The sequence below is a fragment of the Pseudomonas sp. 11/12A genome, assembly GCF_000800055.1.
GTDB lineage: Bacteria > Pseudomonadota > Gammaproteobacteria > Pseudomonadales > Pseudomonadaceae > Aquipseudomonas > Aquipseudomonas mohnii.
Genome location: NZ_JUGV01000001.1, coordinates 3,779,377 through 3,802,091, shown reverse-complemented (window position 1 = coordinate 3,802,091; position 22,715 = coordinate 3,779,377). Strand labels below are relative to the sequence as shown.

Sequence of the window (22,715 nt, the reverse complement as noted above, 5' to 3'; positions counted from 1 at the left end):
AGCGATGGTTCATGAGTGATCAGGTCGCGTCATTACACGTTCAGATACGGAATCTGAGTTGTAGAGAGTTGACCCAGTTGGGCGGACGTCATCGAACCGACCTGGGTTTTGCTCAGTGCGTTGACCTGAGAGGTCGACAGCACAGCGATCTGCGACGTGGTCAGTGCACTCACCTGGGCGGTGGTCAGGGCGGCGATGTCCTTGGTGATGATCGCGGCAACCTGAGAGGTGCTCAGAGCGGCCAGTACGGTAGTCGCAATGCCCGAGATCTGAGTTGTTGTCAGCAAGCCGATCTGGCCGGTCGACAAGTTGGTACCCAGCGCGCTGACCTGCGCATACTTCAGGGCGCCTACCTGGCTGGTGGTCAGACTGGTGACCTGGGAGAGCGTCATCGCGGCCGCCTGGGTGGTCGTCAGTGCTGCAATATCAGCCGTTTCCATTGACTTGATCTGAGTGGTGCTCAGGGAAGTCAGGGCCGTGGTCGACATCCCCGCTACCTGTGCAGTCGTCAGTGCGGCGATGTCCTTGGTTGAGATCGCCTGGAGCTGAGTGGTGGTCAGGCCATTGATCAAGGTGGTGGTGAGGTTCGCTGTCTGAGTGGTGGTCAGCGCGCCGATCTGGTTAGACGTAAAGTTCGAAACCAGAGAGTTGATCTGGGAGTACTTCATGGCCGCCACCTGGCCGGTGGTCAGGCTGCCGACTTGACCTGTGGTCAATGCCGACAGCTGAGCGGTCACCAGCGAGCTGATGTCCTTGGTCTCGATCGCTTGCAGCTGTGCCGTGGACAGGCTTGCGGCGTTCAGACCGGTGACCTGGGTGGTGGACAGTGCCGCGATCTGGCCCGTGGTGAGGTTGGCTTGCAGCGTACCCACCTGGGTGGTCGACAGTACAGAAATCTGGGTAGTCGACAGCGCAGCGACGGAGGCTGTGCCCAGGCTGCCCAGTTGGGCCGTCGACAGGGCGGCGATGTCCTTGGTCGAAATCGCTGCCAGTTGAGCGGTGCTCAGGGCGGCCATCGTCGTGGTGGAGACACCCGCCACCTGCGTCGTGGTCAGTGCGCTGATCTGGCCGGTGCTGAGCTTGGCGCCGAGGCTACCAACCTGGGTGCTGCTCAATGCGGCGAGCTGGGCGGTTGCCAGGGTGCCGATCTGAGTGGTCGTCAGGGCGCCCAATTGAGTGGTCGACATTGCGGCAATGTCTTTGGTCTCGATGGCCTTCAGCTGGGCTGTTGTCAGGTTACCCAGAACAGTGGTCGACAGGCCCGCTGCCTGGGCAGTCGACAGGGCAGCGATGTCTTTGGTCGAGATTGCCTGGAGTTGAGCGGTGCCCAGCGAGCCTATGACAGTGGTTGACAGCCCGGCGGCCTGCGTTGTGGTCAGTGCGCCGATCTGGGTGGTCGACATGCTGGCTGCTAGCGCGCCGACTTGCGCGGTGGTCATCGCCGTGATCTGGGCGGTCGTCAGGGAGGCCAGGTTGGTTGTCGATACGGCGCCCAGTTGGGCCGTCGACAGGGCGGCGATGTCCTTGGTCGAAATCGCTGCCAGTTGAGCGGTGCTCAGGGCGGCCATCGTCGTGGTGGAGACACCCGCCACCTGCGTCGTGGTCAGTGCGCTGATCTGGCCGGTGCTGAGCTTGGCGCCGAGGCTACCAACCTGGGTGCTGCTCAATGCGGCGAGCTGGGCGGTTGCCAGGGTGCCGATCTGAGTGGTCGTCAGGGCGCCCAATTGAGTGGTCGACATTGCGGCAATGTCTTTGGTCTCGATGGCCTTCAGCTGGGCTGTTGTCAGGTTACCCAGAACAGTGGTCGACAGGCCCGCTGCCTGGGCAGTCGACAGGGCAGCGATGTCTTTGGTCGAGATTGCCTGGAGTTGAGCGGTGCCCAGCGAGCCTATGACAGTGGTCGACAGCCCGGCGGCCTGCGTTGTGGTCAGTGCGCCGATCTGGGTGGTCGACATGCTGGCTGCTAGCGCGCCGACTTGCGCGGTGGTCATCGCCGTGATCTGGGCGGTCGTCAGGGAGGCCAGGTTGGTTGTCGATACGGCGCCCAGTTGGGCCGTCGACAGGGTGGCGATGTCCTTGGTCGAAATCGCTGCCAGTTGAGCGGTGCTCAGGGCGGCCATCGTCGTGGTGGAGACGCCCGCCACCTGCGTCGTGGTCAGTGCGCTGATCTGGCCGGTGCTGAGCTTGGCGCCGAGGCTACCAACCTGGGTGCTGCTCAATGCGGCGAGCTGGGCGGTTGCCAGGGTGCCGACCTGAGTGGTCGTCAGGGCGCCCAATTGAGTGGTCGACATTGCGGCAATGTCTTTGGTCTCGATGGCCTTCAGCTGGGCTGTTGTCAGGTTACCCAGAACAGTGGTCGACAGGCCCGCTGCCTGGGCAGTCGACAGGGCAGCGATGTCTTTGGTCGAGATTGCCTGGAGTTGAGCGGTGCCCAGCGAGCCTATGACAGTGGTCGACAGCCCGGCGGTCTGCGCTGTGGTCAGTGCGCCGATCTGGGTGGTCGACATGCTGGCTGCTAGCGCGCCGACTTGCGCGGTGCTCATCGCCGTGATCTGGGCGGTCGTCAGGGAGGCCAGGTTGGTTGTCGATACGGCGCCCAGTTGGGCCGTCGACAGGGCGGCGATGTCCTTGGTCGAAATCGCTGCCAGTTGAGCGGAGCTCAGGGCGGCCATCGTCGTGGTGGAGACGCCCGCCACCTGCGTCGTCGACAGCACGTTAATCTGGGCGGTTGACATGTTGCCGGCCAGAGCACCCACCTGAGAGGTGGTCATGGCTGCGATCTGGGCGGTGGAGAACGCCGTTACTTGAGTGGAGCTGAGGGCTGCAACCTGAGAAGAGGCGAGCGACGCGACATCATCCGCGCCCAGTGCCTTCAGCTGGGAAGCATTGAAGGCGGCGATCGCGGCAGTGCTCAGCGAGACAACGTCCGAAGTCGACAGTGCTGCGATCTGGGCGGTAGACAGAACCCCGGCCTGGGTAGTGCTCAGGGCTGCTATATCAGAAGTTGCAAGCGCCGCTATTTGTTTCGTAGATAGAGCGGCTATCTGAGCCGTTGACATTGACGTGACGATTGAGGTCATGGATTAACGTTCCTGGGATGTAAGGGGATAGGGCAGCCTTTCTCTCTCGCGTCGCCACAATACGCGCCCACGAGCTCTATGCCTGATCATTGCATCGGCATGGCCATTTGATACTTGAGGGGCTGAAGTAATATTAATTATGGTTACAACCGGGGGACGGAACATGCGCCTGGGCTGCTTGGCAGCACTCCAAGATTCATTATCTAAAAGGTCAGCTTGGTATGAAGCCTTGGATTAGTGTGGTCACTGGAAACAATGCAACGTCCCTTTTGTAAATCCGACAACGCTGTAGGAAAAGTCTGGCAGGGCTTTTTCGATCTCGCCTGCACCTGTGATTGTCCCCTATTCAAAACGCTATCGCGGTATCCTGAACGCTCCCGACCCCGGACCCCTTTCCATGCTGGTGATTTCCAACAACGTGCATATACCGGATGCCGAGATCGAGTTGACCGCCATTCGCGCCCAGGGCGCCGGTGGGCAGAACGTCAACAAGGTCTCCAGCGCGGTGCACCTGCGCTTCGATATTGCGGCCTCGTCCTTGCCCGAGTTCTACAAGGAGCGGCTGCTGGCGTTGCGCGACAGTCGTATCACCAGCGAAGGTGTGTTGATCATCAAGGCCCAGCAATACCGCACCCAGGAACAGAACCGGGCCGATGCGCTGGCGCGTTTGACCGAGCTGATCCTCAGCGCCACCAAGGTCGAAAAGAAACGCCGCCCGACCAAGCCGACCCTCGGTTCGAAGACCCGTCGGCTCGAATCCAAGAGCAAGCGCGGCAACATCAAGGCCGGGCGCGGCAGGGTCGACTTTTAGCGGGATTCTCGCGTTTCGCGCTGTTTCGGCGCCTGCCGGTACAAGTAGATGCTGAGCATCAAACCGCTTAAAGCGGCGAGGGCGGCGAACAGGAAGATAGAGGCAAAACCGAAGCCCGCCGCAATCGCGCCGGCCAGTGGTCCGGTGATCCCCAGCGACAAGTCGATGAACAGCGAATAAGCCCCGACCGCCGCGCCACGGCTGGACGCGGGCACGAGGTTCACCGCTTCGACCCCCAGCGCCGGAAACACCAGTGAGAAGCCAAAGCCACTGAGCGCCGCGCCCGCGAGCGCCCAGTGCGCGTCAGGTGCCAGCCACAGCAGCAACAGCCCCAGGACCTCCACCGACAGGCAGGCAATCGCCACGCGGAATCCGCCGAGGCGGTTGATCAGGTTGCCGAACAACAGTCGTGCACCGATGAAGCTGGCACCAAACAGGCTCAGGCACAGCACGGCGTTGTCCCAGTGCCGGGTGGCGTAATACAGGGTGATAAACGTGGCGATGGTGCCGAAACCGATGGAGCCCAAGGCCAGTCCGCAGCCGTGGGGCAGCACCCGACCGAGTACATGCATGAACGGCAAGCGTTCACCGACCACGATCGGCGCAGCGGTTTTCGGCCATGCCAGCAACAGGCCCAGGGCGGCCAGCAACACGATGCTCACGCCCATGCTCCACAAGCCCATTTGATTGACCAGCAGCACCCCCAGCGGCGCGCCGACCGCCAGTGCGCCATAACTGGCGATGCCGTTCCAGGAGATGACCTTGGCGGTGTTCGCCGCGCCAACCCGGCCGATGCCCCAGCCAATCGAACCGGAGCCCACCAGGCTCTCCGCACTGCCGAGCACCAGGCGACCGACCAACAGGCTGATCAGGCTCAACATCGGCAGGCTTTGGGTCCAGGCTGAAAGCAGCATGAACACGCCACTCAGCCCGCAACCGGCCAAGCCGTACATCACGGCCAATTTGCTGCCCTTGTTATCGATGATTTTCCCGGCGTACGGACGGCTGAGCAGGGTGGCAAGGTATTGCACGCTGATCACCAAACCGGCGATCACCGCGCCGAAGCCGAGGTCGCTGTGGACGTAGCCGGGCAATACGGCCAGGGGAATACCAATGTTCAGGTAGCCGATAAAGGTAAACAGGACGATGGAGACAACTTGCAGCGTGACCGCCAGGGGGCGCTGGTTTTCAGACATGGGTCAAAGGTCCACGGGATAGCAGATAGATAGGCTGCTTATGATAACGGCGTAGGCGGTCGTGGGTTGAGAAAAAGTAAAACTAATTGCCGAACGGGATTAATCAGGGCTTGGCGGGCGCCAACAGTTGCGTGGTGACCAGGGCGGCCAGCGCATTTTCTTCGCTGCCGAAGCGGGCCAGCAATGCGGCTTGTTTTTCAGCAGACAGACGACTCCAGATCTCGATCATTTTCTCGGCGGTGCCGATCAGAACGCTGGCCTGCAGTGCTTCATCAAAAGGAGGGGTGACGTTGTCGGTCATGGTGCGGGACTCACGGTTCAGGCGGCGTGGAAAGCGCATGTTAGCGCTTTCCACACGGTCTGTACGGCGGGTGTTTCAGTCTTCGCTTTCAGCCTTGCGGCTGCCAGTGGCTTCTTTCGGCTCGGGCTGTTGGGCGCCGGCTTGTTGCGTGGTCGTCTGCTCAGGTTCGTGCAGGCTTGGGAAGGGGAGATTAGGAATCTCGTGCATAGTCGCGCTCCTCGCTAAGTCTGTTGATAGATCTGGTAGATCCGCGCTTTTAAAAAAAGCCTGGGCAGGATACAGCAGGGGAAATGACAAACAGACTTTTATATCCATTTGTTTCGACGAATGGGATTGTCTAGACAGGTCTGTTGTTTTGTCGCAGGCATGCTTGCAGGAGCGAGCCTGCTCGCGAGGGTGTGTCAGTCATTGAGGTGTCAACTGATACTCCATCGCGAGCAGGCTCGCTCCTACGGGGGGGTAGTGTTTGGGGCTTACTTGCAGACGTCAGCAATCGCCTGTGCCAGCAGATCCAGACGCGTCGCATCAATCCCCGCCACGTTGGCCCGGCCGGAACTGACCATGTACACGCTGTGATGGTCGCGCAGGTTTTTCACCTGTTCAGGGGTCAAGCCGGTGTAGGAAAACATTCCGCGCTGCACACCAATGTGCGCAAAACGCTCACGTAAACCGTGGGGTTCAAGGGCTTCCACCAGTCCGCTTCGCAGTTGGGCAATACGCAAGCGCATGGTTTCCACTTCGTCGGCCCACAAGCGTTTCAACTCTGGATCGCCGAGGATGGTTGCCACCACTGCAGCACCGTGATCCGGTGGCGTCGACCACAGGTTGCGGGCGATGTTGGCCAGTTGGCTGCGGATATCCACCAGCTTGTCGGCGGTTTTCGCGCAGACAATCAAAGCGCCGGTGCGGTCGCGATACAGGCCGAAGTTCTTCGAGCAGGAGCTGGTGATCAGCACTTCCGGCAACTCGGCGGCGAACAAACGGGTCGACCATGCGTCCTGTTCCAGGCCATCGCCGAAGCCCTGGTAGGCGAAATCGATCAGCGGCAGCAGTTCACGCCGACGCACCACTTCCAGCACGCGGTGCCAGTCGTCGTGGGACAGATCGAAACCGGTCGGGTTGTGGCAGCAGGCGTGCAGCAGCACCACGTCACCCTTGGGCACTTCATTGAGCACGGCGAGCATGGCATCGACGTCGAGACGATTGTCGCTGCCCACGTAGGGGTAATGACTGACCTTGACGTTGGCCGCCGCGAAAATGGTTTCGTGGATCGGCCAGGTCGGATTGCTCAACCAGATGCCACGGCCCGGCAGGCACTGGGCGATGAAGTCCGCGCTCAGGCGCAACGCTCCGGTACCGCCCGGTGTCTGGGTGGCGCCGGCGCGATGTTCGCTGATCAGTTTTGAATCGGCGCCGAGCACCAGCTCACTGATGAGCTTGCCGAAGGCCGGTTCGCCATGACCGCCGATGTAGGTCTTGGTGGTCTGGCGATCGACCAGGCGCGCCTCGGCGAGTTTCACGGCCTGGGGAATCGAGGTCAGGCCCTGGGCGTCTTTGTAGACACCCACGCCGAGGTCGAATTTGCGCGGGTTGGGGTCCTGCGCATAGGCCTCCATCAGGCCGAGGATCGGATCGCCGGGCACCCGGCCGATGGCGTCGAAATGCATTATTTTCGGCCCTCGGCGTCCTTGGCCACTTCGTCCGTGCGCGCGGCCATGATGAAGTCATTGCGGTGCAGGCCTTTGATCGAGTGGCTCCACCAGGTGACGGTGACTTTGCCCCACTCGGTCAGCAGGCCTGGGTGGTGACCTTCGGCCTCGGAGATTTCACCGACGGCGTTGGTGAACGCCAGGGCGTGCTTGAAGTTTTTGAACAGGAAGACTTTTTCCAGCTGCATGATGCTGTCGCGTACTTCGATGTTCCAGTCCGGGATCTGCTTGATCAGTACCGGCAGTTCTTCGTCGCTGACTTGCGGAGCATCGGCGCGGCAGGCTTCACAGTGGGCTTGGTTCAATGTGGACATGGTGTGTTCCTGAAATCGAATGTTTGGAATTCGGCCGTCATGTCACCACGCTAAAGCAAAGCGTCGGTTCCGGACAGGCTCACTTGATTCTAAAAGCTGCGGATCACGCGGCTTTTGGTTTTGGCGGAAATTTCGGTGCATGCAGGCCCATCTGCATCGCTTGCTTGACCATGCCCATGATGTCTTCGTGGGCGAGGTCGAACAGGCGCTTGAGATCTGGCAAGACGAAATACAGTGGCTGCAGGATGTCGATGCGGTAAGGCGTGCGCATGCACTCCAGCGGATCGAACGCCTGATGTTCAGGTTCGCCCGACAGGCAGTACACGGTCTCTTTCGGTGAAGACAGGATGCCGCCGCCGTAGATGCGCCGGCCTTGCGGGGTTTCCAGCAGGCCGAACTCGATGGTCATCCAGTACAGGCGCGCCAGGTGCACGCGTTCTTCCTTGGAGGCCTGCAGGCCGAGTTTGCCGTAGGTATGGGTAAATTCCGCGAACCAAGGGTTGGTCAGCAACGGACAGTGGCCGAAGATCTCGTGGAAAATGTCCGGCTCTTGCAGGTAATCCAGCTCTTCGCGGGTGCGAATAAAAGTGGCAACCGGAAACTGCTTGTTGGCGAGCAATTCAAAAAAGGTCTGGAAGGGGATCAGCGCCGGAACCCGGGCGACCTGCCAACCGGTGGTTTCACCGAGCACCTTGTTGATTTCGCCCAGTTGCGGAATGCGGTCGTGGGGCAGACCGAGCTTTTCGATACCGTCCAGGTATTCCTGGCACGCACGCCCTTCGATCACTTTCAACTGGCGAGTGATCAGCGTGTTCCACACCGCGTGTTCTTCAGCGGTGTAGTCGATAAAACCTTGCGCATCGGGCTCGCGAGCCACGTATTGCGTCTGCTTCATGCTGCTCTCCTGCGAGGGGGCTTCGTTCTTGTTATGTCCTGCTATGGACCTAGAAATAACCCATGAATTGCAGCGTTGCAGCAGGCGGTTGGGGTTGCATGTAGGAAAATCGCCCGTAAATCGTAAAGTTTTCGTTACGCTTTGGCGGGTGTTGCGCAGCTGCTGAGATTTTCCGGTTTGAAAAGGGCCTTAGGTGTCACATAATCTTGACGACTATCTGGGCGCCTAATCAGAAAAATCGGGCGCTATCCCTGTGGGAGCCATCTTGCTGGCGATAGCGGTGTGTCATTTGACATCAAAATCGCCTGTTGCGACGCCATCGCCAGCAGGCTGGCTCCCACAGGTCAATCATCGTTTATCAGGCCTTTTATATGCGTATCAAAGTCCACTGCCAGAACCGCATTGGCATCCTGCGCGACATTCTCAACTTGCTGGTGGGGTACGGGATTAACGTCGCTCGTGGGGAAGTGGGCGGTGAGCATGGCAACGCCATCTACCTGCATTGCCCGAACCTGATCAACATTCAGTTCCAGGCTTTGCGTCCGAAATTCGAGGCCATCGCCGGGGTTTTTGGCGTTAAGCGTGTAGGGCTGATGCCCAGCGAGCGTCGGCACATGGAGCTCAATGCCTTGCTCGGCGCCCTGGAGTTTCCGGTGCTCTCGATCGACATGGGCGGCTCCATCGTGGCGGCCAACCGCGCAGCTGCGCAATTGCTCGGGGTGCGCGTCGATGAGGTGCCGGGGATACCGCTGTCGCGTTACGCCGAAGATTTCGACTTGCCGGAGCTGGTGCGCGCCAACAAATCGCGGATCAATGGCCTGCGGGTCAAGGTCAAGGGCGACGTGTTTCTGGCTGACATCGCGCCGCTGCAATCGGAGCATGACGACAGCGAAGCCATGGCCGGTGCGGTATTGACGCTGCATCGCGCCGACCGGGTGGGTGAGCGTATTTATAACGTGCGCAAACAGGAGCTGCGCGGCTTCGACAGCATCTTTCAAAGCTCGAAAGTGATGGCAGCGGTGGTGCGTGAGGCGCGACGCATGGCGCCACTGGATGCACCGCTATTGATAGAGGGTGAAACCGGTACCGGTAAAGAATTGCTGGCACGCGCCTGCCATCTGGCCAGTCCTCGTGGTCAGTCACCGTTGATGGCGCTCAACTGCGCCGGTCTGCCCGAGTCCATGGCCGAGACTGAATTGTTCGGCTACGGCCCCGGCGCTTTCGAAGGTGCGCGGGCTGAAGGCAAGCTCGGTCTGCTGGAGCTGACGGCGGGCGGTACGCTGTTTCTCGATGGCGTTGGGGAAATGAGCCCGCGTTTGCAGGTGAAACTTCTGCGCTTCCTGCAGGACGGTTGCTTCCGTCGTGTAGGCAGTGATGAAGAGGTTTATCTCGATGTGCGAGTGATTTGTGCGACCCAGGTCGATTTGTCCGAGTTGTGCGCCCGCGGAGAGTTTCGTCAGGACCTGTATCACCGCTTGAACGTGTTGTCGCTGCACATCCCGCCGCTGCGCGAATGCCTCGACGGTTTGGCGCCGCTGGTGGAGCACTTCCTCGATCAAGCCAGTCGACAGATCGGTTGCCCGTTGCCAAAACTCGCGCCGGCGGCCATGGAACGACTCAGTCATTACCATTGGCCGGGCAACGTTCGGCAGTTGGAAAACGTGCTGTTTCAGGCGGTGTCCCTGTGTGAGGGCGGTACGGTCAAGGCCGAGCATATTCGCTTGCCTGATTACGGTGTGCGTCAGCCCCTTGGCGATTTTTCCCTCGAAGGTGGGCTGGATGAGATTGTCGGGCGCTTCGAAAAGGCAGTGCTGGAGCGGCTGTATTCCGAGCATCCGAGCAGTCGGCAACTGGGCAAGCGGTTGGGGGTTTCCCACACCACCATTGCCAATAAGTTGCGTGATTATCAGGTTGGCAAAGACAACGCCTGATCCTGTGGCGAGTTAGCAAGCTCCCTCGCCACAGGGGCTGTGCTGCTACAACAGGTCAAGCCTTGCCACCCACCGGCATAACACCGCCGGTTTTTCGTCTCTGATAAAAACCCTCCGCGCCTGCTCAATCCCCCAAGCCCTTTGTTTGCCGGGTCTTGCCGTGCCAGGAACAAGTTGGTCTGCAAATTGCTTGTGGCTCATCAGTACAGCAGTGGGCGGCAAACGTCCGGCAGGCAGAGGAAAGATTGTGGACAAGTACCTTTATGTGGCAATGACCGGCGCCAGCCAGAATGCCCTGGCGCAAAAGGCTCATGCCAACAACCTGGCGAACATCTCCACCAACGGCTTCCAGAAAGACCTGGAGCAGGCGCGTTCGATGCCGGTGTTCGGTGACAGCTTTCCGGCGCGTGCGTTTGCGATGTCCGAACGCCCGGCCACGGACTTTTCACCGGGTGCCCTGGTGGAAACCGGTCGCGACCTCGATGTCGCCGTGCAAGGCAACGGCTGGCTGGCCGTGCAGAACCCTGATGGCGGTGAAAGCTATGTGCGCACCGGCAGTCTGGTGGTTGACGCCCTGGGCGTATTGCGGGCCGGCAACGGCATGCCGGTCATCGGCAATGGCGGGCCGATTGCCGTGCCGCCAGAGCAGCAGATCGAAGTGGGCGAAGACGGCACCATCAGCATCCGTGCGATGGGTGAAGGCCCGCGCGTGATGGCCGAAGTCGACCGCATCAAGCTGGTCAATCCGGACATCAAGAACATGACCAAAGGCCTGGACGGTTCGATCCACACCAAGGACGGTCAGCCGGCGCAAGCCGATGCCAACGTCAAGCTGGTGTCCGGGTTCCTCGAGTCGAGCAACGTCAACGCCGTGGAAGAGATGACCTCGGTGCTGGCCTTGTCCAAGCAATTCGAGCTGCACATCAAGATGATGAACACCGCCAAAGACGACGACCAGGCCATGGCTCGGGTCTTGCAGATCAGCTAACTATCAGAACGTCGCGCCGTAAAACAGGCGCACGAGGAGAATCGAATGCTTCCGGCTCTATGGGTTGCCAAAACCGGTCTGTCCGCCCAGGACACCAACCTGACCACCATCTCCAACAACCTGGCCAACGTGTCGACCACGGGTTTCAAACGTGACCGCGCCGAGTTCCAGGATCTGCTCTATCAGATCAAGCGTCAGCCAGGCGCCCAGTCGACCCAGGACAGCGAACTGCCGTCGGGCCTGCAACTGGGTACCGGTGTGCGCATTGTCGGCACCCAGAAGAACTTCACCGCCGGCAGCCTGCAAACCACCGAGCAGCCGCTGGACATGGCCATCGATGGTCGCGGTTTCTTCCAGATTCTGCAGCCTGACGGCACAACGTCCTACACCCGTGACGGTACCTTCCACCTGGACTCCAATGGCCAGATCGTCAACGCCAGCGGGTTTGCCCTGGAGCCGGCCATTGTCATTCCGAACGATGCCCAGACCTTCACGGTCGGTCGCGATGGCACCGTGTCCATCACCGTTGCCGGCAACCCGGCTGCCCAGGTGATCGGCAACCTGCAAACCGCCGACTTCATCAACCCGGCCGGCCTGCAGGCCGTGGGTAACAACCTGTTCCTGGAAACCGCCGCCAGTGGTGCGCCGCAAGTCGGTACGCCAGGCCTGGCCGGTTTCGGCACCACGCTGCAGAACACTCTGGAAACGTCCAACGTCAGCACCGTTGAGGAGATGGTCAACATGATCACCACTCAACGCGCCTACGAGATGAACTCCAAGGTGATCTCCACCGCCGACCAGATGCTCTCGTTCGTAACGCAGAATCTGTAATCAAGTCTATGAGGCGGCCATGAGGCCGCCTGCAACACCGTGAGGTAGGGTCATGAATCGCTTCGTTTCCGTTCTGGCATTGACTGGAGTCACCGTGCTCGCGGGCTGTGTGCCGTCGACACCCAAGCCCAATGATCCCTACTATGCCCCGGTGTTGCCGCGCACGCCGCTGCCGGCTGCCGCGAACAATGGCTCGATCTACCAGGCCGGTTTCGAACAGAACCTCTACGGCGACCGCAAGGCGTTTCGGGTCGGTGACATCATCACCATCACCCTGAACGAGAAGACCCAGGCCAGTAAAAACGCCAACTCGCAGGTGGCCAAGAACAGCAAGACCGGCATCGGCCTGACGTCGCTGTTCGGTTCTACGCCCAATACCAACAACCCGTTTGGTAGTGGCGACCTGAGTCTGAGCGCCAGTTACGAAGGTGACCGTGCGACCAAAGGCGACAGCAAGGCAGCCCAGGGCAATACCCTGACCGGCTCGATCACCGTGACCGTCGCCGACGTGTTGCCCAACGGCATCATTGCCGTGCGAGGCGAGAAGTGGATGACCCTCAACACTGGGGATGAACTGGTGCGGATCGCAGGGCTCGTGCGTGCCGATGACATCGCTACCGACAACACTGTTTCGTCGACTCGCGTCGCCGATGCGCGCATCACCTATTCGGGCACCGGTTCGTTTGCCGATGCGAGTCAGCCAGGCTGGTTCGACCGTTTCTTCCTCAGCCCGCTGTTCCCTTTCTAGGTGGCTTTTTTGGTGAGCAAGTTGAACTTCAAGCACCTGATCGCAGCTGCGCTGTTGATGTCCTTGTCGCTGGGTGCTCAAGCCGAGCGGCTAAAGGATATCGCCAGTATTTCCGGCGTGCGTTCCAACCAATTGATCGGTTACGGGCTGGTGGTCGGGCTTAACGGCACCGGTGACCAGACGACGCAAACCCCGTTCACCCTGCAGACCTTCAACAACATGCTCTCGCAGTTCGGTATCAAGGTACCGCCGGGATCGGGCAATGTGCAGTTGAAGAACGTCGCCGCCGTGTCGATCAGTGCTGACTTGCCAGCGTTTGCCAAGCCGGGACAGCAGGTCGACATAACCGTTTCGTCCATCGGTAACTCCAAGAGCCTGCGTGGCGGTACCTTGCTGCTGACGCCGCTCAAGGGTATCGACGGTAACGTCTATGCCATCGCCCAGGGCAACCTGGTGGTGGGCGGTTTCGATGCTGAAGGCCGCGACGGTTCGAAAATCACCGTCAACGTTCCGTCGGCCGGTCGCATCCCGGGCGGAGCCTCGGTCGAGCGAGCGGTGCCGAGCGGTTTCAACCAGGGCAACAGCCTGACGCTGAACCTCAACCGTTCCGACTTCACCACCGCCAAGCGCATCGTCGACAAGATCAACGACATGCTCGGCCCTGGCGTGGCCCAGGCCATCGACGGCGGTTCGATTCGCGTCAGTGCGCCGCTGGATCCGAGTCAGCGGGTCGACTACCTGTCGATCATCGAAAACCTCGAAATCGATCCGGGCCAGGCGGTGGCGAAAGTCATCATCAACTCCCGTACCGGCACCATCGTGATTGGTCAGAACGTCAAGGTTTCACCGGCCGCCGTGACCCACGGCAGCCTGACCGTGACCATCACCGAAGACCCGATCGTCAGCCAGCCGGGCCCTCTGTCCAATGGTCAGACAGCGGTCGTTCCGCGTTCCAAAGTCAATGCCCAGCAGGAAGCCAAGCCGATGTTCAAATTCGGCCCCGGCACCACCCTCGACGAAATCGTGCGGGCGGTGAATCAGGTCGGCGCGGCCCCGGGTGACTTGATGGCGATCCTCGAAGCTCTGAAGCAGGCCGGCGCGTTGCAAGCCGATCTGATCGTGATCTGAGGACGGCATCGTGGATATGCGCAAGAGCGGTCTGGTCAGCAGCAGCGATTCGGGTTCTTACTCGGACCTCAATCGTCTGAACCAGCTCAAGGTCGGCGACAAGAACAGCGATGGCAATATGCGCAAGGTTGCGCAGGAATTCGAGTCGCTGTTCCTCGGTGAAATGCTCAAGTCCATGCGCTCGGCCACCGAGGCGCTCGGTCAGGACAATCCGCTCAACACGCCAGCGGCCAAGCAATACCAGGAAATGTACGACCAGCAGTTGGCCGTCTCCATGTCCCGCGAGGGCGGTGGTATCGGTCTGGCCGACGTGCTGATGCGGCAGATGTCGAAGAACAAGCCGATGGCTCCCGGTGAGGCGGCCGCCGCGTCGGCGGCCAAGCAGGAAGCGGCAAAGGCAGCCGCGCAGACACCGGTGGCCGCCGGTACAGTCGCAACCGGTGGGCCGCTTTCGCGAGTCAATGGACAGCGTCCGTTGTGGGCTTCGCGGTCGGTCCATGCGCCGACGGGCGAGGGCGAGCATCGCAACGACATGGCGATGATCAATCAGCGGCGCCTGGCCTTGCCGCCGAAACTGGCTGACCGCTTGCTGGCGGGTCTGGTGCCTTCGGCCTCGACCACCGCAGCGACCGCCGCCACGGTGCAGAACAAAATCCAGTTGCCGCAGAGCACTCGCAGCGGTGCCGGCCCTTTGTACAACGGCGACTGGCTCGCTTCGCAAACGGACACGGCTTCCGGCGGTGGTATGCAGATTTACGGTCGTGCCATGGCGCAGATTCCGCTCGCGCCGGCGAAAAAAGCCTTCAGCTCCGCCGACGAATTCGTCAACACCATGCTGCCGATGGCCAAGGAAGCCGCCGCGCGCATCGGCGTCGACCCGCGTTACCTGGTGGCCCAGGCCGCCCTGGAAACCGGTTGGGGCAAATCGGTCATGCGCGCCCAGGATGGCAGCAGTAGTCACAACCTGTTCGGCATCAAGGCCGGCAGCAGTTGGAAGGGGGATTCGGCGCGGGCGATCACCAGCGAATTCAGGAATGGCGAGATGGTCAGGGAGACGGCCCAGTTCCGTTCCTACGATTCCTACAAGGACAGCTTCCATGACCTTGTGACTTTGCTGCAGACCAACAATCGCTATCAAGATGTCGTGAAGTCGGCCGATAACCCAGAACAGTTTGTACGCGAGTTGCAAAAGGCCGGTTACGCAACCGACCCGGACTACGCAAGCAAGATTTCGCAGATAGCCAGGCAGATGTCGAGTTACCAGAACTACGCTGCGGCGGGCGTTTCAACGAATTTATAAGGTCTGAACCATGAGTTTGCTCAATATCGGGATGTCGGGTTTGTCCGCTAGCCAGTCTGCATTGATGACTACCGGCAATAACATTTCCAATGTCGACACCGCCGGTTATTCGCGCCAGCAAACCGTGCAGGGCTCCAAGGCGTCGATTCAGTACGGCAACGTCTACATCGGCACCGGCACGACACTGGCCGATGTGCGCCGGGTGTACAACAGCTACCTCGATGCACAGTTGCAGACCACGACGTCGCTCAACAGTGATTCGGCTGCGTACCTGGGCCAGGTCACGCCGCTCGACAAGTTGCTTTCCGACAGCGGCACTGGCCTTAACGGCGCACTGACCAAGTTCTTTGCTTCGGTGCAGAACGTCAATGCCAAGCCCGGCGACGACGCTTCCCGTCAGTTGCTGCTCAGCGATGCGCAGGCCCTGGGCAACCGCTTCAACTCGATCTCCAGCCAGTTGAACTCGCAAAACGCCGACATCAACGGCAACCTGACCAGCATGGCTGATCAGGTCAACAAGCTGGCCACTACCATGGCGCAGTTGAACAAGAAAATCAGCGAAGTCTCCGCTTCCGGCGGTGCGCCAAATGACCTGCTGGATGCTCGCAACGAAACCATGCGTCAGCTTTCAACCTTTACCGGTGCACAGTTTGTTGAGCGTGAAGGCAACGTAGACATCTATCTGGGCAGCGGTCAGCCGTTGGTGATTGGCAATACCGTCAACAAACTGGAGGCGGTGCCAAGTAAGGATGACCCGGGACGTATCTCGCTGCAGGTCAATCGTGGCTCGAGCACCATCGACATCACATCGATCATGACTGGTGGTGAAATCGGCGGCCTGCTGCGTTATCGCAGCGAAGTACTCGATCCGGCCATGAACGAGTTGGGTCGTGTGGCGCTCACCGTCGCCGATCAGATGAACACCATCCAGGCCCAAGGCATCGACAAGAACGGTAATTTCGGCGGCAATCTGTTCAACTCCATCAACACTGCCACGAACATGGCTCAGCGCAGCATTGCGACGATCGGCAACAGCGCCGGCTCGGGCAACTTCGATGTCAGCATTGAAGACAGCGGCAAACTGACCACCAACGATTACAAGGTGACGTTCACCAGCGCCACAGACTACACCGTGCAACGCTTGCCGGATGGCTCCGCCGTGGGCGCCTACAGCACCACCACCAACCCGCCACCGGTGATCGAGGGCTTTGCGCTGACGCTCAACGGCGGGGCAGCCGCGGGCGACAGCTTCAAGATCACCCCGACCCGTAATGCCGCGGCGAACATCCAGACCGAGATGACCGACTCCAAGCGTCTGGCCATCGCGGCACCGCTGGGCGCGGCCATCGCCCCGGGTGGTGGCGGAACGCTGACCATTCCTGCCAGCGGTCAGCCGACCCTGACCACCAAGTTCGACATCTATGACACCGCGACCACCACCGCGATGCAGAACGGCCTGAAGTATTCGACTCCGGTCAAAGTGGTGTTCGGTGATCCGTCGGCCGACGGCACCACCCAAAGCTATCAGCTTCTGGATGCCAAGGGTGGCGTGCTCAGTTCGGGTTCGATCCAGCCAGGTCAGAGCAACACGCTGAGTCTCAATATTCCGCTCAAGGATTCGACCGGTTCGCCGATTCCACCTGCGCCAGCTACGCAGTACACCGTGAGTTTCGACATGACGGTGGCCGGCTCTCCTGACAAGGGCACGGCGATCAACGTCAGCCTCAGCCAGCCAGGCAGCCTGGACAACCGCAATGGCACTGCACTGGCGGGTCTGCAGACCCAGCAAGTCGTGGACACCGGTTCGGCAAGCAAAGGCATTTCCCTGACTGATGCTTACGGAAAACTGGTCGAGGGTGTCGGCGCCAAGGCGGCTCAAGGCAAGCTCGACAGTGCCGCGACCTCGGCCATTCTGGCGAACGCCAAGAGCGCACGTGACTCGCTTTCCGGTGTCGACCTCGACGAGGAGACCGGCAATCTGGTCAAGTATCAGCAGTACTACACGGCCTCTTCGCAGATCATCAAGGCTGCGCAAGAAATCTTCAGCACACTGATCAACAGTCTTTAAGGAGTCGTAGCCCATGCGCATTTCCACCGGCCAGTTTTACGAGTCCTCAGCGGCAAACTACCAGCGTAACTTCGCCAACGTGGTCAAGAGCAGCGAAGAGGCCAGCAGCCTGGTTCGCGTCAACACGGCGGCAGATGATCCGGTCGGCGCCTCGCGGTTGCTGCAGTTGGGTCAACAGGCTTCGATGCTCGATCAGTATTCGTCGAACATGACCACTATCAAGGCGACCCTCGGTCAGACCGAAGCGGTCATGACCAGCATCGGCAACGTGTTGCAGCGTGCCAAAGAGCTGGCGCTGGGTGCTGGCAACGCCGGTTATACCGATGCAGACCGTCAGGCGAACTCCTCCGAGCTGGGGCAGATCGAAGAGCAACTGCTCAGTCTGATGAACACCAAGGACGAAAACGGCAAGTACATCTTCTCCGGCTCCAAGGGTGATGTGGCTCCGTTCTCCCGCAACACTGACGGCACCTACTCCTACAACGGTGATCAGGTCACCCTTGATCTGCCGATTGGTGACAACCAGTCGATGGCCACCAACAGCACCGGTTGGGACGTGTTCCAGCAGGCGATCAATACCAATCGGACCGAGACCAGCCTCACCGCTCCAGGCGTTGATGACGGTCGAGTGTCGCTGTCCAACGGTCAGGTCAGTTCCGATGTGACCTACAATGCCAAATTCCGCAGTGGTGAGCCCTACACTGTTTCGTTCTTGAGCAGCACTCAGCTGAAAATCACCGACGCGGCGGGTACCGACGTGACGGCCGAAACCAGCCAGAACGGTGTGTTCTCGTCCAGTAACGCCAACAGCCAGACCGTGAGCTTCCGTGGTGTTGATCTCAAGCTCAACATCAATTTGAAGAGCGGTGACAGCGCCAACCCGGACGCCGCCATCGCCGGCCACAGCTTCACTTTCGGCGCCAAGCCGGACACCTTCACCACTTCGCGTAGCCCGGGTAACCCGTCGGCCGCACTGGTGACCGGTGCCGCTGTGACCAACGCCACGGATTACAACGCCAGCTTCCCGAATGGCGGAGCGATCCTGAAGTTCACCAGTGCCACAGACTTTGATCTGTACGCAGCACCATTGACCGCTGACAGCAAGCCGGTGTCCACCGGAACCGTGGCCGGGACGACCGCTACAGCGTCCGGTGTTTCGTTCACGGTGGCCGGCACGCCGGGTGCAGGCGACCAGTTCTCCGTTTCGGTCAATACGCACAAGACCCAGAACATTCTTGACACCGTCAGCCAGTTGAAAACAGCGCTGGCGACCCCGACCAACAATAATCCGGTCGCTATTCAGAAAATGAACGCGGCAGTCACCGCTGGTATCGGTAACCTGACCAGCGGGATCGATCAGTTGGCCATCGGCGTCAGTTCGGTCGGGGGTCGCGGCGCTTCATTGGTGACTCAGACCGATATCAACCAGAGCATGGTGCTGGCCAATACCCAGACCCAGGGTGCCATTCGTGATTCTGATGCGGCTGACGTGATGACTCGCCTGACCCTGCAGCAAACCATGTTGCAGGCATCGCAACTGGCGTTCAGCAAGATCGCTCAGTTGGGCCTGTTCAACAAAGTCTGAGTCCGTGCTTTCGCGATGATCTCGCGAAGGTCGCCTCTGCCGAGAGCAAACCGTCTTTTTTCAGCGGTTCCGGGGGGTTACTTCATTGAAGTAAGCTCCCGCCGCTCACGAGTTTCCCCGCCGTGAATCCAGCACCTCTTGTTACCATCGCAATTCCCGCCTTCAATCCGCAGTTTTTTCAAGTGGCGCTGCAAAGCGCGCTGAGCCAGACCTATCCCCATCTTGAAGTGATCGTCTGTGACGACAGTGCTGGCGATGAGATTCGCGAAATTGTCGATGCCTGCGAGGTGCCTGCAACGATTTGCCTGCGCTATGTGCGCAACCCCCAGCGTCTGGGATTTCAAGGCAACCTCATGGCATGCGCGCAAGCGGCCAGCGGTGAATACCTGAAGTTGCTGTGCGACGACGACCAGTTGCTGACTGAGTGCATTGCCCAGCAGATCGCCGGTTTCATCGATCATGAAGACGTCAATCTGGTGATTGCCCAGCGGCAGTTCTATGACGCGGATCACATTGTGTTGGCCGATCGTGTTGCCAATTGCTGTTTCTCCAAAGGTGTCACCCTGTTCAAGGGTGAGGACCTGCTGGGCATCCTGGAAAGTTCTCAGGTCAACTTTCTCAGTGGCCTTAGCGGGGCGCTGATCCGTACCCGGCATGCGCTGGAATATTTGCCGGCCCTGACCCAGATCGGGGAAGGCTTTGTTGCTTGTCTGGATTTCGCCCTGTTCGCTTGCCTGTTGCGGCGCGGCAACCTCGTGGTGGTGGCTCAGATGTTAAGCCTGGAACGCTTGCATCCTGCGCAACTGAGTCAGCAGGCGCCCGTCAAGGCAGCGCTCAAAACGGAACTCGACTGGCTCAAGCAAATGCTTGCCTTGCGCAGTGGTGAGCCTGCCCCCGCGCCGGGCTGGGTGCGTTCTCTGGCATTGGCGGACGCGGTTGAGGGGCACGCTTATGCCTGGGAAGAAATCGCCCTCGGCCGACAATTGGGCTTCATCCAGACATTGGTCAACACTCGGGTTGGTTACACCAGCGAAAGCTTTTCGCAGATGTACCGCGAGTGGTTGTCATGCCGTGCCCTGAACCCCTCCCAGCAGCGTTTGCTCGGTGCCCGCTTGCAGAGTTGGAGCTGGCGTCCGCGCATCGTGCCGATTGTTCTCGACAGCGAAGGCGATACTTCGGCGCTGGAAGAAACGCTCAAAAGTATTCGTCTGCAGTCCTATGCCGCCGAGCAAGTGGTGGTGCTGTCTTCGTCGCAGCAAGTATCGTGTGATGGCGTACGTCACATGCGCCTGGAAGTTGACCCGGTCGCCCAGTTCAATGACTTGCTGGCCCAGTTGGAAAATGCCGACTGGATCTATCTGCTTCGCGCTGGTGATCGCCTCAATGAACTGGCCTTGCTGTTGCTCGCTGAACGCATGGTTGAAATGCCCGACTTACGCTGTCTGTACAGTGATGAAGGCGGGTTGCGCGATGAGGTGTCAATCGAGCCGGTTTTCAAACCGGATTTCAACCTCGACCTGATGCGCAGCTACCCCTATGTCGGACGGGTCCTTGCTCTGCAACGGCATCGGATGATCGAGTTGGGCGGCATCTCGCGAGGTTTTGGCGAACTGGGTGTGCATGATCTGCTCTGGCGTCTGGTGGAGAGCAGCGGGCCGCACGCCATCGGGCACATTGCCGAAGTGCTCGTCGAGTCCACATTGCGCCTGTCGCAGTGGGTGAATCAGCCTGAGGTGATCGAACAGAGCCCGCGGGTACTGGCCGCGCATCTGGATCGGCTCGGTGTACCGCACACGATCCGTGCCGGCAGTCAGGCGATGATCAACCGCGTCGATTATCTGCACGATCAGCCGGCCATGGTTTCGATCATCGTTGCGACTCGCGATGGACTGAGTGCGCTTCAGCGTTGCGTTGAAAGCTTGTTGGAGAAAACCGCTTTCGCGCACTATGAAATTCTGATTGTCGATAACGCCAGCAGTGCTGTGGACGCCCGCAACTGGCTGTCGGCCCTCGAGCAAATGGGCAGCGAGAAGTTGCGCGTATTGCGCTGTGATTACGGCGACAATCTGGCTGCGCTGCACAACTTTGCCGCGAGTCAGGCGCGGGGTGACTACCTGCTGTTTCTGAGTGCATACACCGCTGTTGTGAGCCCTGAGTGGCTCGACGAGTTGCTCAACCACGCACGGAGACCTGAAGTCGGCGTGGTCGGTGGTCGCCTGGTGAGCCCGCAAGGGCGTATCGAGGGCGCGGCCCAGGTGCTGGGGTTGCGCGGCACGACCGGCGTGCCCAATCGTGGCGAGCTGTTCAACACGCCGGGTTACATGCAGCGTCAGCAGACCGTACAGAATTTCAGTGCAGTGGGAATCGATTGCTTGCTGGTACGCAAGAACGTATTCGATGAACTGCACGGCCTGGACGATCGCGATCTGCCGCAAGCGCTCAACGGGGCTGATTTTTGCCTGCGCGTACGGCAAAGCGGCTACCTGGTGGTGTGGACGCCTTACGCCGAGCTGATGCGAATTGCTCCGTCATCTGCTGTGGACCTCGCGCCCAAGCTGATTCAAGCCGAACAGAAGAGTTTTTATCAGCGTTGGATGCCGGTAGTGGCGAGGGATCCGGCCTACAACCCCAACCTGAGTCTGGGCACCAGCAACTTCAGTCTGGAGCCGGGATTCAAAGCCGGTTGGGACCCGTTCCTGCGTCCGATGTTGCCCAAAGTACTGGGCATTCCCATCAATGCCAGTGCCGTGGGTCATTACCGGGTTACTCAACCCTTCTTCGAGCTTGAAGCCGCCGGGCGCGTGGTGGGGCATCTCGCTTATTACACGCCGACAGACATCGAGCTGGAACGTTGCTCTCCCGACGTGATTGTGTTGCAGGGACGCTATAACCAGAATGCGGTCGATGAAGTCGAGCGCGTCAAAAACGGCTCTCGCGCTTTCCGGATATTCGAGCTCGACGATTATGTAATCGATGTGCCGAAAAAGAACGCGCACTTGCGCAAGGCCGAGGTTGGGGTCGATAAAATCGTGCGCCGTGGCGTCGGCTTGTGTGATCGCGTCGTGGTCTCGACCCAGCCTCTGGCCGATGCCCTGCGTGATATGCACCATGATATTCGCGTCGTGCCAAACATGTTGGCGCCGCATCTGTGGTCCGGCCTCACCAGTCGTCGCCGCACCTCACGCAAGCCTCGCGTGGGCTGGGGCGGCGGGACGAGCCATGACGGTGACCTGGCGATCATTGCCGATGTGGTGAGTCAGTTGGCCAATGAAGTCGAATGGGTTTTTTTCGGCATGTGCCCGCCCGCGTTGCGGCCGTTTGTTCATGAGTTTCATCCAAGCGTTGGCCTGGAGGCTTACCCGGCCAAGCTGGCCAGCCTGAATCTCGATCTGGCACTGGCGCCGCTGGAGTTTCACATTTTCAACGACTGCAAGAGTAACTTGCGGCTGCTGGAGTACGGCGCTTGCGGGTACCCGGTGATCTGCACGGATACCGAGGCTTATCGGGGTTATCTGCCCTGCACCAAGGTCGTGAGCAACAGTACCGAGGAATGGCTTGAAGCGATTCGCATGCACCTGTCCGATCCCGATGCGAGCTACCGCATGGGCGATGCGCTTCGCGAGGAAGTGCTGCGCGATTACATGCTCAAGGGCAACAACCTGAACTATTGGATCGAGGGCTGGCTACCTGACTGATCAGGTGCGAGTGTTCACCGCAGGCGGCCATGGGGCCGCCTGTTTTATTTGTGTCGTGGCCAACAAGCGTTTCAGGTTTCACCCCTCAAGCTCTTTTAATGAGGTGAGCATGGCGGTGATCGATCCGAGCAGCAC

The 22,715-nt window shown here is 60.0% G+C and carries 17 protein-coding genes; 10 read left to right on the top strand and 7 right to left on the bottom strand.

Annotated elements, in window-relative coordinates; all coding sequences use genetic code 11:
- Positions 1–32: 32 nt before the first annotated feature.
- Complete coding sequence (locus GQ39_RS17485) at positions 33–3,059, bottom strand: beta strand repeat-containing protein (protein ID WP_269082072.1); 3,027 nt, start codon at positions 3,057–3,059, stop codon at positions 33–35.
- A 418-nt stretch (positions 3,060–3,477) separates the two neighbouring features.
- On the opposite strand from GQ39_RS17485, the gene arfB reads away from it, so the two are divergent.
- Entirely contained in the window at positions 3,478–3,891 is a 414-nt protein-coding gene (arfB, locus tag GQ39_RS17480; protein WP_047532072.1) for an alternative ribosome rescue aminoacyl-tRNA hydrolase ArfB, read from the top strand.
- Here the strand turns inward: arfB and GQ39_RS17475 are convergent.
- From GQ39_RS17475 to phhA, 6 genes are all read right to left on the bottom strand, one after another.
- Positions 3,888–5,087: an MFS transporter gene (locus tag GQ39_RS17475; RefSeq protein ID WP_047532071.1), complete on the bottom strand. Its 1,200-nt coding sequence runs from the start codon at positions 5,085–5,087 to the stop codon at positions 3,888–3,890. The genes arfB and GQ39_RS17475 overlap by 4 nt on opposite strands.
- A gap of 103 nt (positions 5,088–5,190) precedes the next feature.
- The gene (locus GQ39_RS17470; protein WP_177329330.1) at positions 5,191–5,427 is read right to left on the bottom strand and encodes a hypothetical protein; all 237 of its coding nucleotides are present in this window, start codon (positions 5,425–5,427) and stop codon (positions 5,191–5,193) included.
- 36 nt (positions 5,428–5,463) lie between these two features.
- Positions 5,464–5,595, bottom strand: coding sequence for a hypothetical protein (locus GQ39_RS33535; RefSeq protein WP_269082055.1), 132 nt, complete (start codon positions 5,593–5,595; stop codon positions 5,464–5,466).
- Between the two features lie 266 nt (positions 5,596–5,861).
- On the bottom strand, positions 5,862–7,055 hold the full coding sequence (locus GQ39_RS17465; RefSeq protein WP_047532069.1) for an amino acid aminotransferase: 1,194 nt from the start codon (positions 7,053–7,055) through the stop codon (positions 5,862–5,864).
- Positions 7,055–7,411 (bottom strand): 4a-hydroxytetrahydrobiopterin dehydratase, encoded by a 357-nt coding sequence (locus tag GQ39_RS17460; RefSeq protein WP_017337151.1) that lies wholly within the window; start codon positions 7,409–7,411, stop codon positions 7,055–7,057. The genes GQ39_RS17465 and GQ39_RS17460 overlap by 1 nt, the downstream gene beginning before the upstream one ends.
- A gap of 103 nt (positions 7,412–7,514) precedes the next feature.
- Positions 7,515–8,306 (bottom strand): phenylalanine 4-monooxygenase, encoded by a 792-nt coding sequence (gene phhA, locus GQ39_RS17455; protein WP_047532066.1) that lies wholly within the window; start codon positions 8,304–8,306, stop codon positions 7,515–7,517.
- A 371-nt stretch (positions 8,307–8,677) separates the two neighbouring features.
- Here phhA and GQ39_RS17450 point away from each other — a divergent pair, with 371 nt between their 5' ends.
- The 9 genes from GQ39_RS17450 (at position 8,678) to GQ39_RS17410 (ending at position 22,580) form a co-directional block, all read left to right on the top strand.
- Complete coding sequence (locus GQ39_RS17450; RefSeq protein ID WP_047532064.1) at positions 8,678–10,237, top strand: sigma-54-dependent phenylalanine hydroxylase transcriptional regulator PhhR; 1,560 nt, start codon at positions 8,678–8,680, stop codon at positions 10,235–10,237.
- Between the two features lie 247 nt (positions 10,238–10,484).
- A complete protein-coding gene (locus tag GQ39_RS17445; RefSeq protein WP_047532062.1) occupies positions 10,485–11,225 on the top strand; it encodes a flagellar basal body rod protein FlgF in 741 nt (246 codons plus the stop codon).
- 45 nt (positions 11,226–11,270) lie between these two features.
- Complete coding sequence (flgG, locus tag GQ39_RS17440; RefSeq protein ID WP_047532060.1) at positions 11,271–12,056, top strand: flagellar basal-body rod protein FlgG; 786 nt, start codon at positions 11,271–11,273, stop codon at positions 12,054–12,056.
- A 52-nt stretch (positions 12,057–12,108) separates the two neighbouring features.
- Complete coding sequence (gene flgH, locus GQ39_RS17435) at positions 12,109–12,804, top strand: flagellar basal body L-ring protein FlgH (protein ID WP_047532059.1); 696 nt, start codon at positions 12,109–12,111, stop codon at positions 12,802–12,804.
- A gap of 57 nt (positions 12,805–12,861) precedes the next feature.
- Positions 12,862–13,932 (top strand): flagellar basal body P-ring protein FlgI, encoded by a 1,071-nt coding sequence (locus GQ39_RS17430; RefSeq protein ID WP_236693152.1) that lies wholly within the window; start codon positions 12,862–12,864, stop codon positions 13,930–13,932.
- A gap of 10 nt (positions 13,933–13,942) precedes the next feature.
- Positions 13,943–15,232 (top strand): flagellar assembly peptidoglycan hydrolase FlgJ, encoded by a 1,290-nt coding sequence (flgJ, locus tag GQ39_RS17425; protein WP_047532058.1) that lies wholly within the window; start codon positions 13,943–13,945, stop codon positions 15,230–15,232.
- Positions 15,233–15,242: 10 nt separating this feature from the next.
- Positions 15,243–17,300, top strand: a complete 2,058-nt coding sequence (gene flgK, locus GQ39_RS17420; protein ID WP_047532057.1) for a flagellar hook-associated protein FlgK — start codon at positions 15,243–15,245, stop codon at positions 17,298–17,300.
- 13 nt (positions 17,301–17,313) lie between these two features.
- The gene (locus GQ39_RS17415) at positions 17,314–18,885 is read left to right on the top strand and encodes a flagellar hook-associated protein 3 (protein WP_047532055.1); all 1,572 of its coding nucleotides are present in this window, start codon (positions 17,314–17,316) and stop codon (positions 18,883–18,885) included.
- Between the two features lie 122 nt (positions 18,886–19,007).
- The gene (locus GQ39_RS17410) at positions 19,008–22,580 is read left to right on the top strand and encodes a glycosyltransferase (RefSeq protein ID WP_047532053.1); all 3,573 of its coding nucleotides are present in this window, start codon (positions 19,008–19,010) and stop codon (positions 22,578–22,580) included.
- The last annotated feature ends 135 nt before the right edge of the window (positions 22,581–22,715 follow it).

What these genes read in the sequence shown, in the direction of transcription:
- GQ39_RS17485 (WP_269082072.1), bottom strand. Translation starts at nt 3,059, where the DNA reads ATGTCAACGGCTCAGATAGCCGCTCTATCTACGAAACAAATAGCGGCG.
- flgH (WP_047532059.1), top strand. Translation starts at nt 12,109, where the DNA reads ATGAATCGCTTCGTTTCCGTTCTGGCATTGACTGGAGTCACCGTGCTC.
- phhA (WP_047532066.1), bottom strand. Translation starts at nt 8,306, where the DNA reads ATGAAGCAGACGCAATACGTGGCTCGCGAGCCCGATGCGCAAGGTTTT.
- GQ39_RS33535 (WP_269082055.1), bottom strand. Translation starts at nt 5,595, where the DNA reads ATGCACGAGATTCCTAATCTCCCCTTCCCAAGCCTGCACGAACCTGAG.
- flgK (WP_047532057.1), top strand. Translation starts at nt 15,243, where the DNA reads ATGAGTTTGCTCAATATCGGGATGTCGGGTTTGTCCGCTAGCCAGTCT.
- GQ39_RS17430 (WP_236693152.1), top strand. Translation starts at nt 12,862, where the DNA reads ATGTCCTTGTCGCTGGGTGCTCAAGCCGAGCGGCTAAAGGATATCGCC.
- GQ39_RS17470 (WP_177329330.1), bottom strand. Translation starts at nt 5,427, where the DNA reads ATGCGCTTTCCACGCCGCCTGAACCGTGAGTCCCGCACCATGACCGAC.
- GQ39_RS17415 (WP_047532055.1), top strand. Translation starts at nt 17,314, where the DNA reads ATGCGCATTTCCACCGGCCAGTTTTACGAGTCCTCAGCGGCAAACTAC.
- arfB (WP_047532072.1), top strand. Translation starts at nt 3,478, where the DNA reads ATGCTGGTGATTTCCAACAACGTGCATATACCGGATGCCGAGATCGAG.
- GQ39_RS17475 (WP_047532071.1), bottom strand. Translation starts at nt 5,087, where the DNA reads ATGTCTGAAAACCAGCGCCCCCTGGCGGTCACGCTGCAAGTTGTCTCC.
- GQ39_RS17460 (WP_017337151.1), bottom strand. Translation starts at nt 7,411, where the DNA reads ATGTCCACATTGAACCAAGCCCACTGTGAAGCCTGCCGCGCCGATGCT.
- flgG (WP_047532060.1), top strand. Translation starts at nt 11,271, where the DNA reads ATGCTTCCGGCTCTATGGGTTGCCAAAACCGGTCTGTCCGCCCAGGAC.
- GQ39_RS17450 (WP_047532064.1), top strand. Translation starts at nt 8,678, where the DNA reads ATGCGTATCAAAGTCCACTGCCAGAACCGCATTGGCATCCTGCGCGAC.
- GQ39_RS17465 (WP_047532069.1), bottom strand. Translation starts at nt 7,055, where the DNA reads ATGCATTTCGACGCCATCGGCCGGGTGCCCGGCGATCCGATCCTCGGC.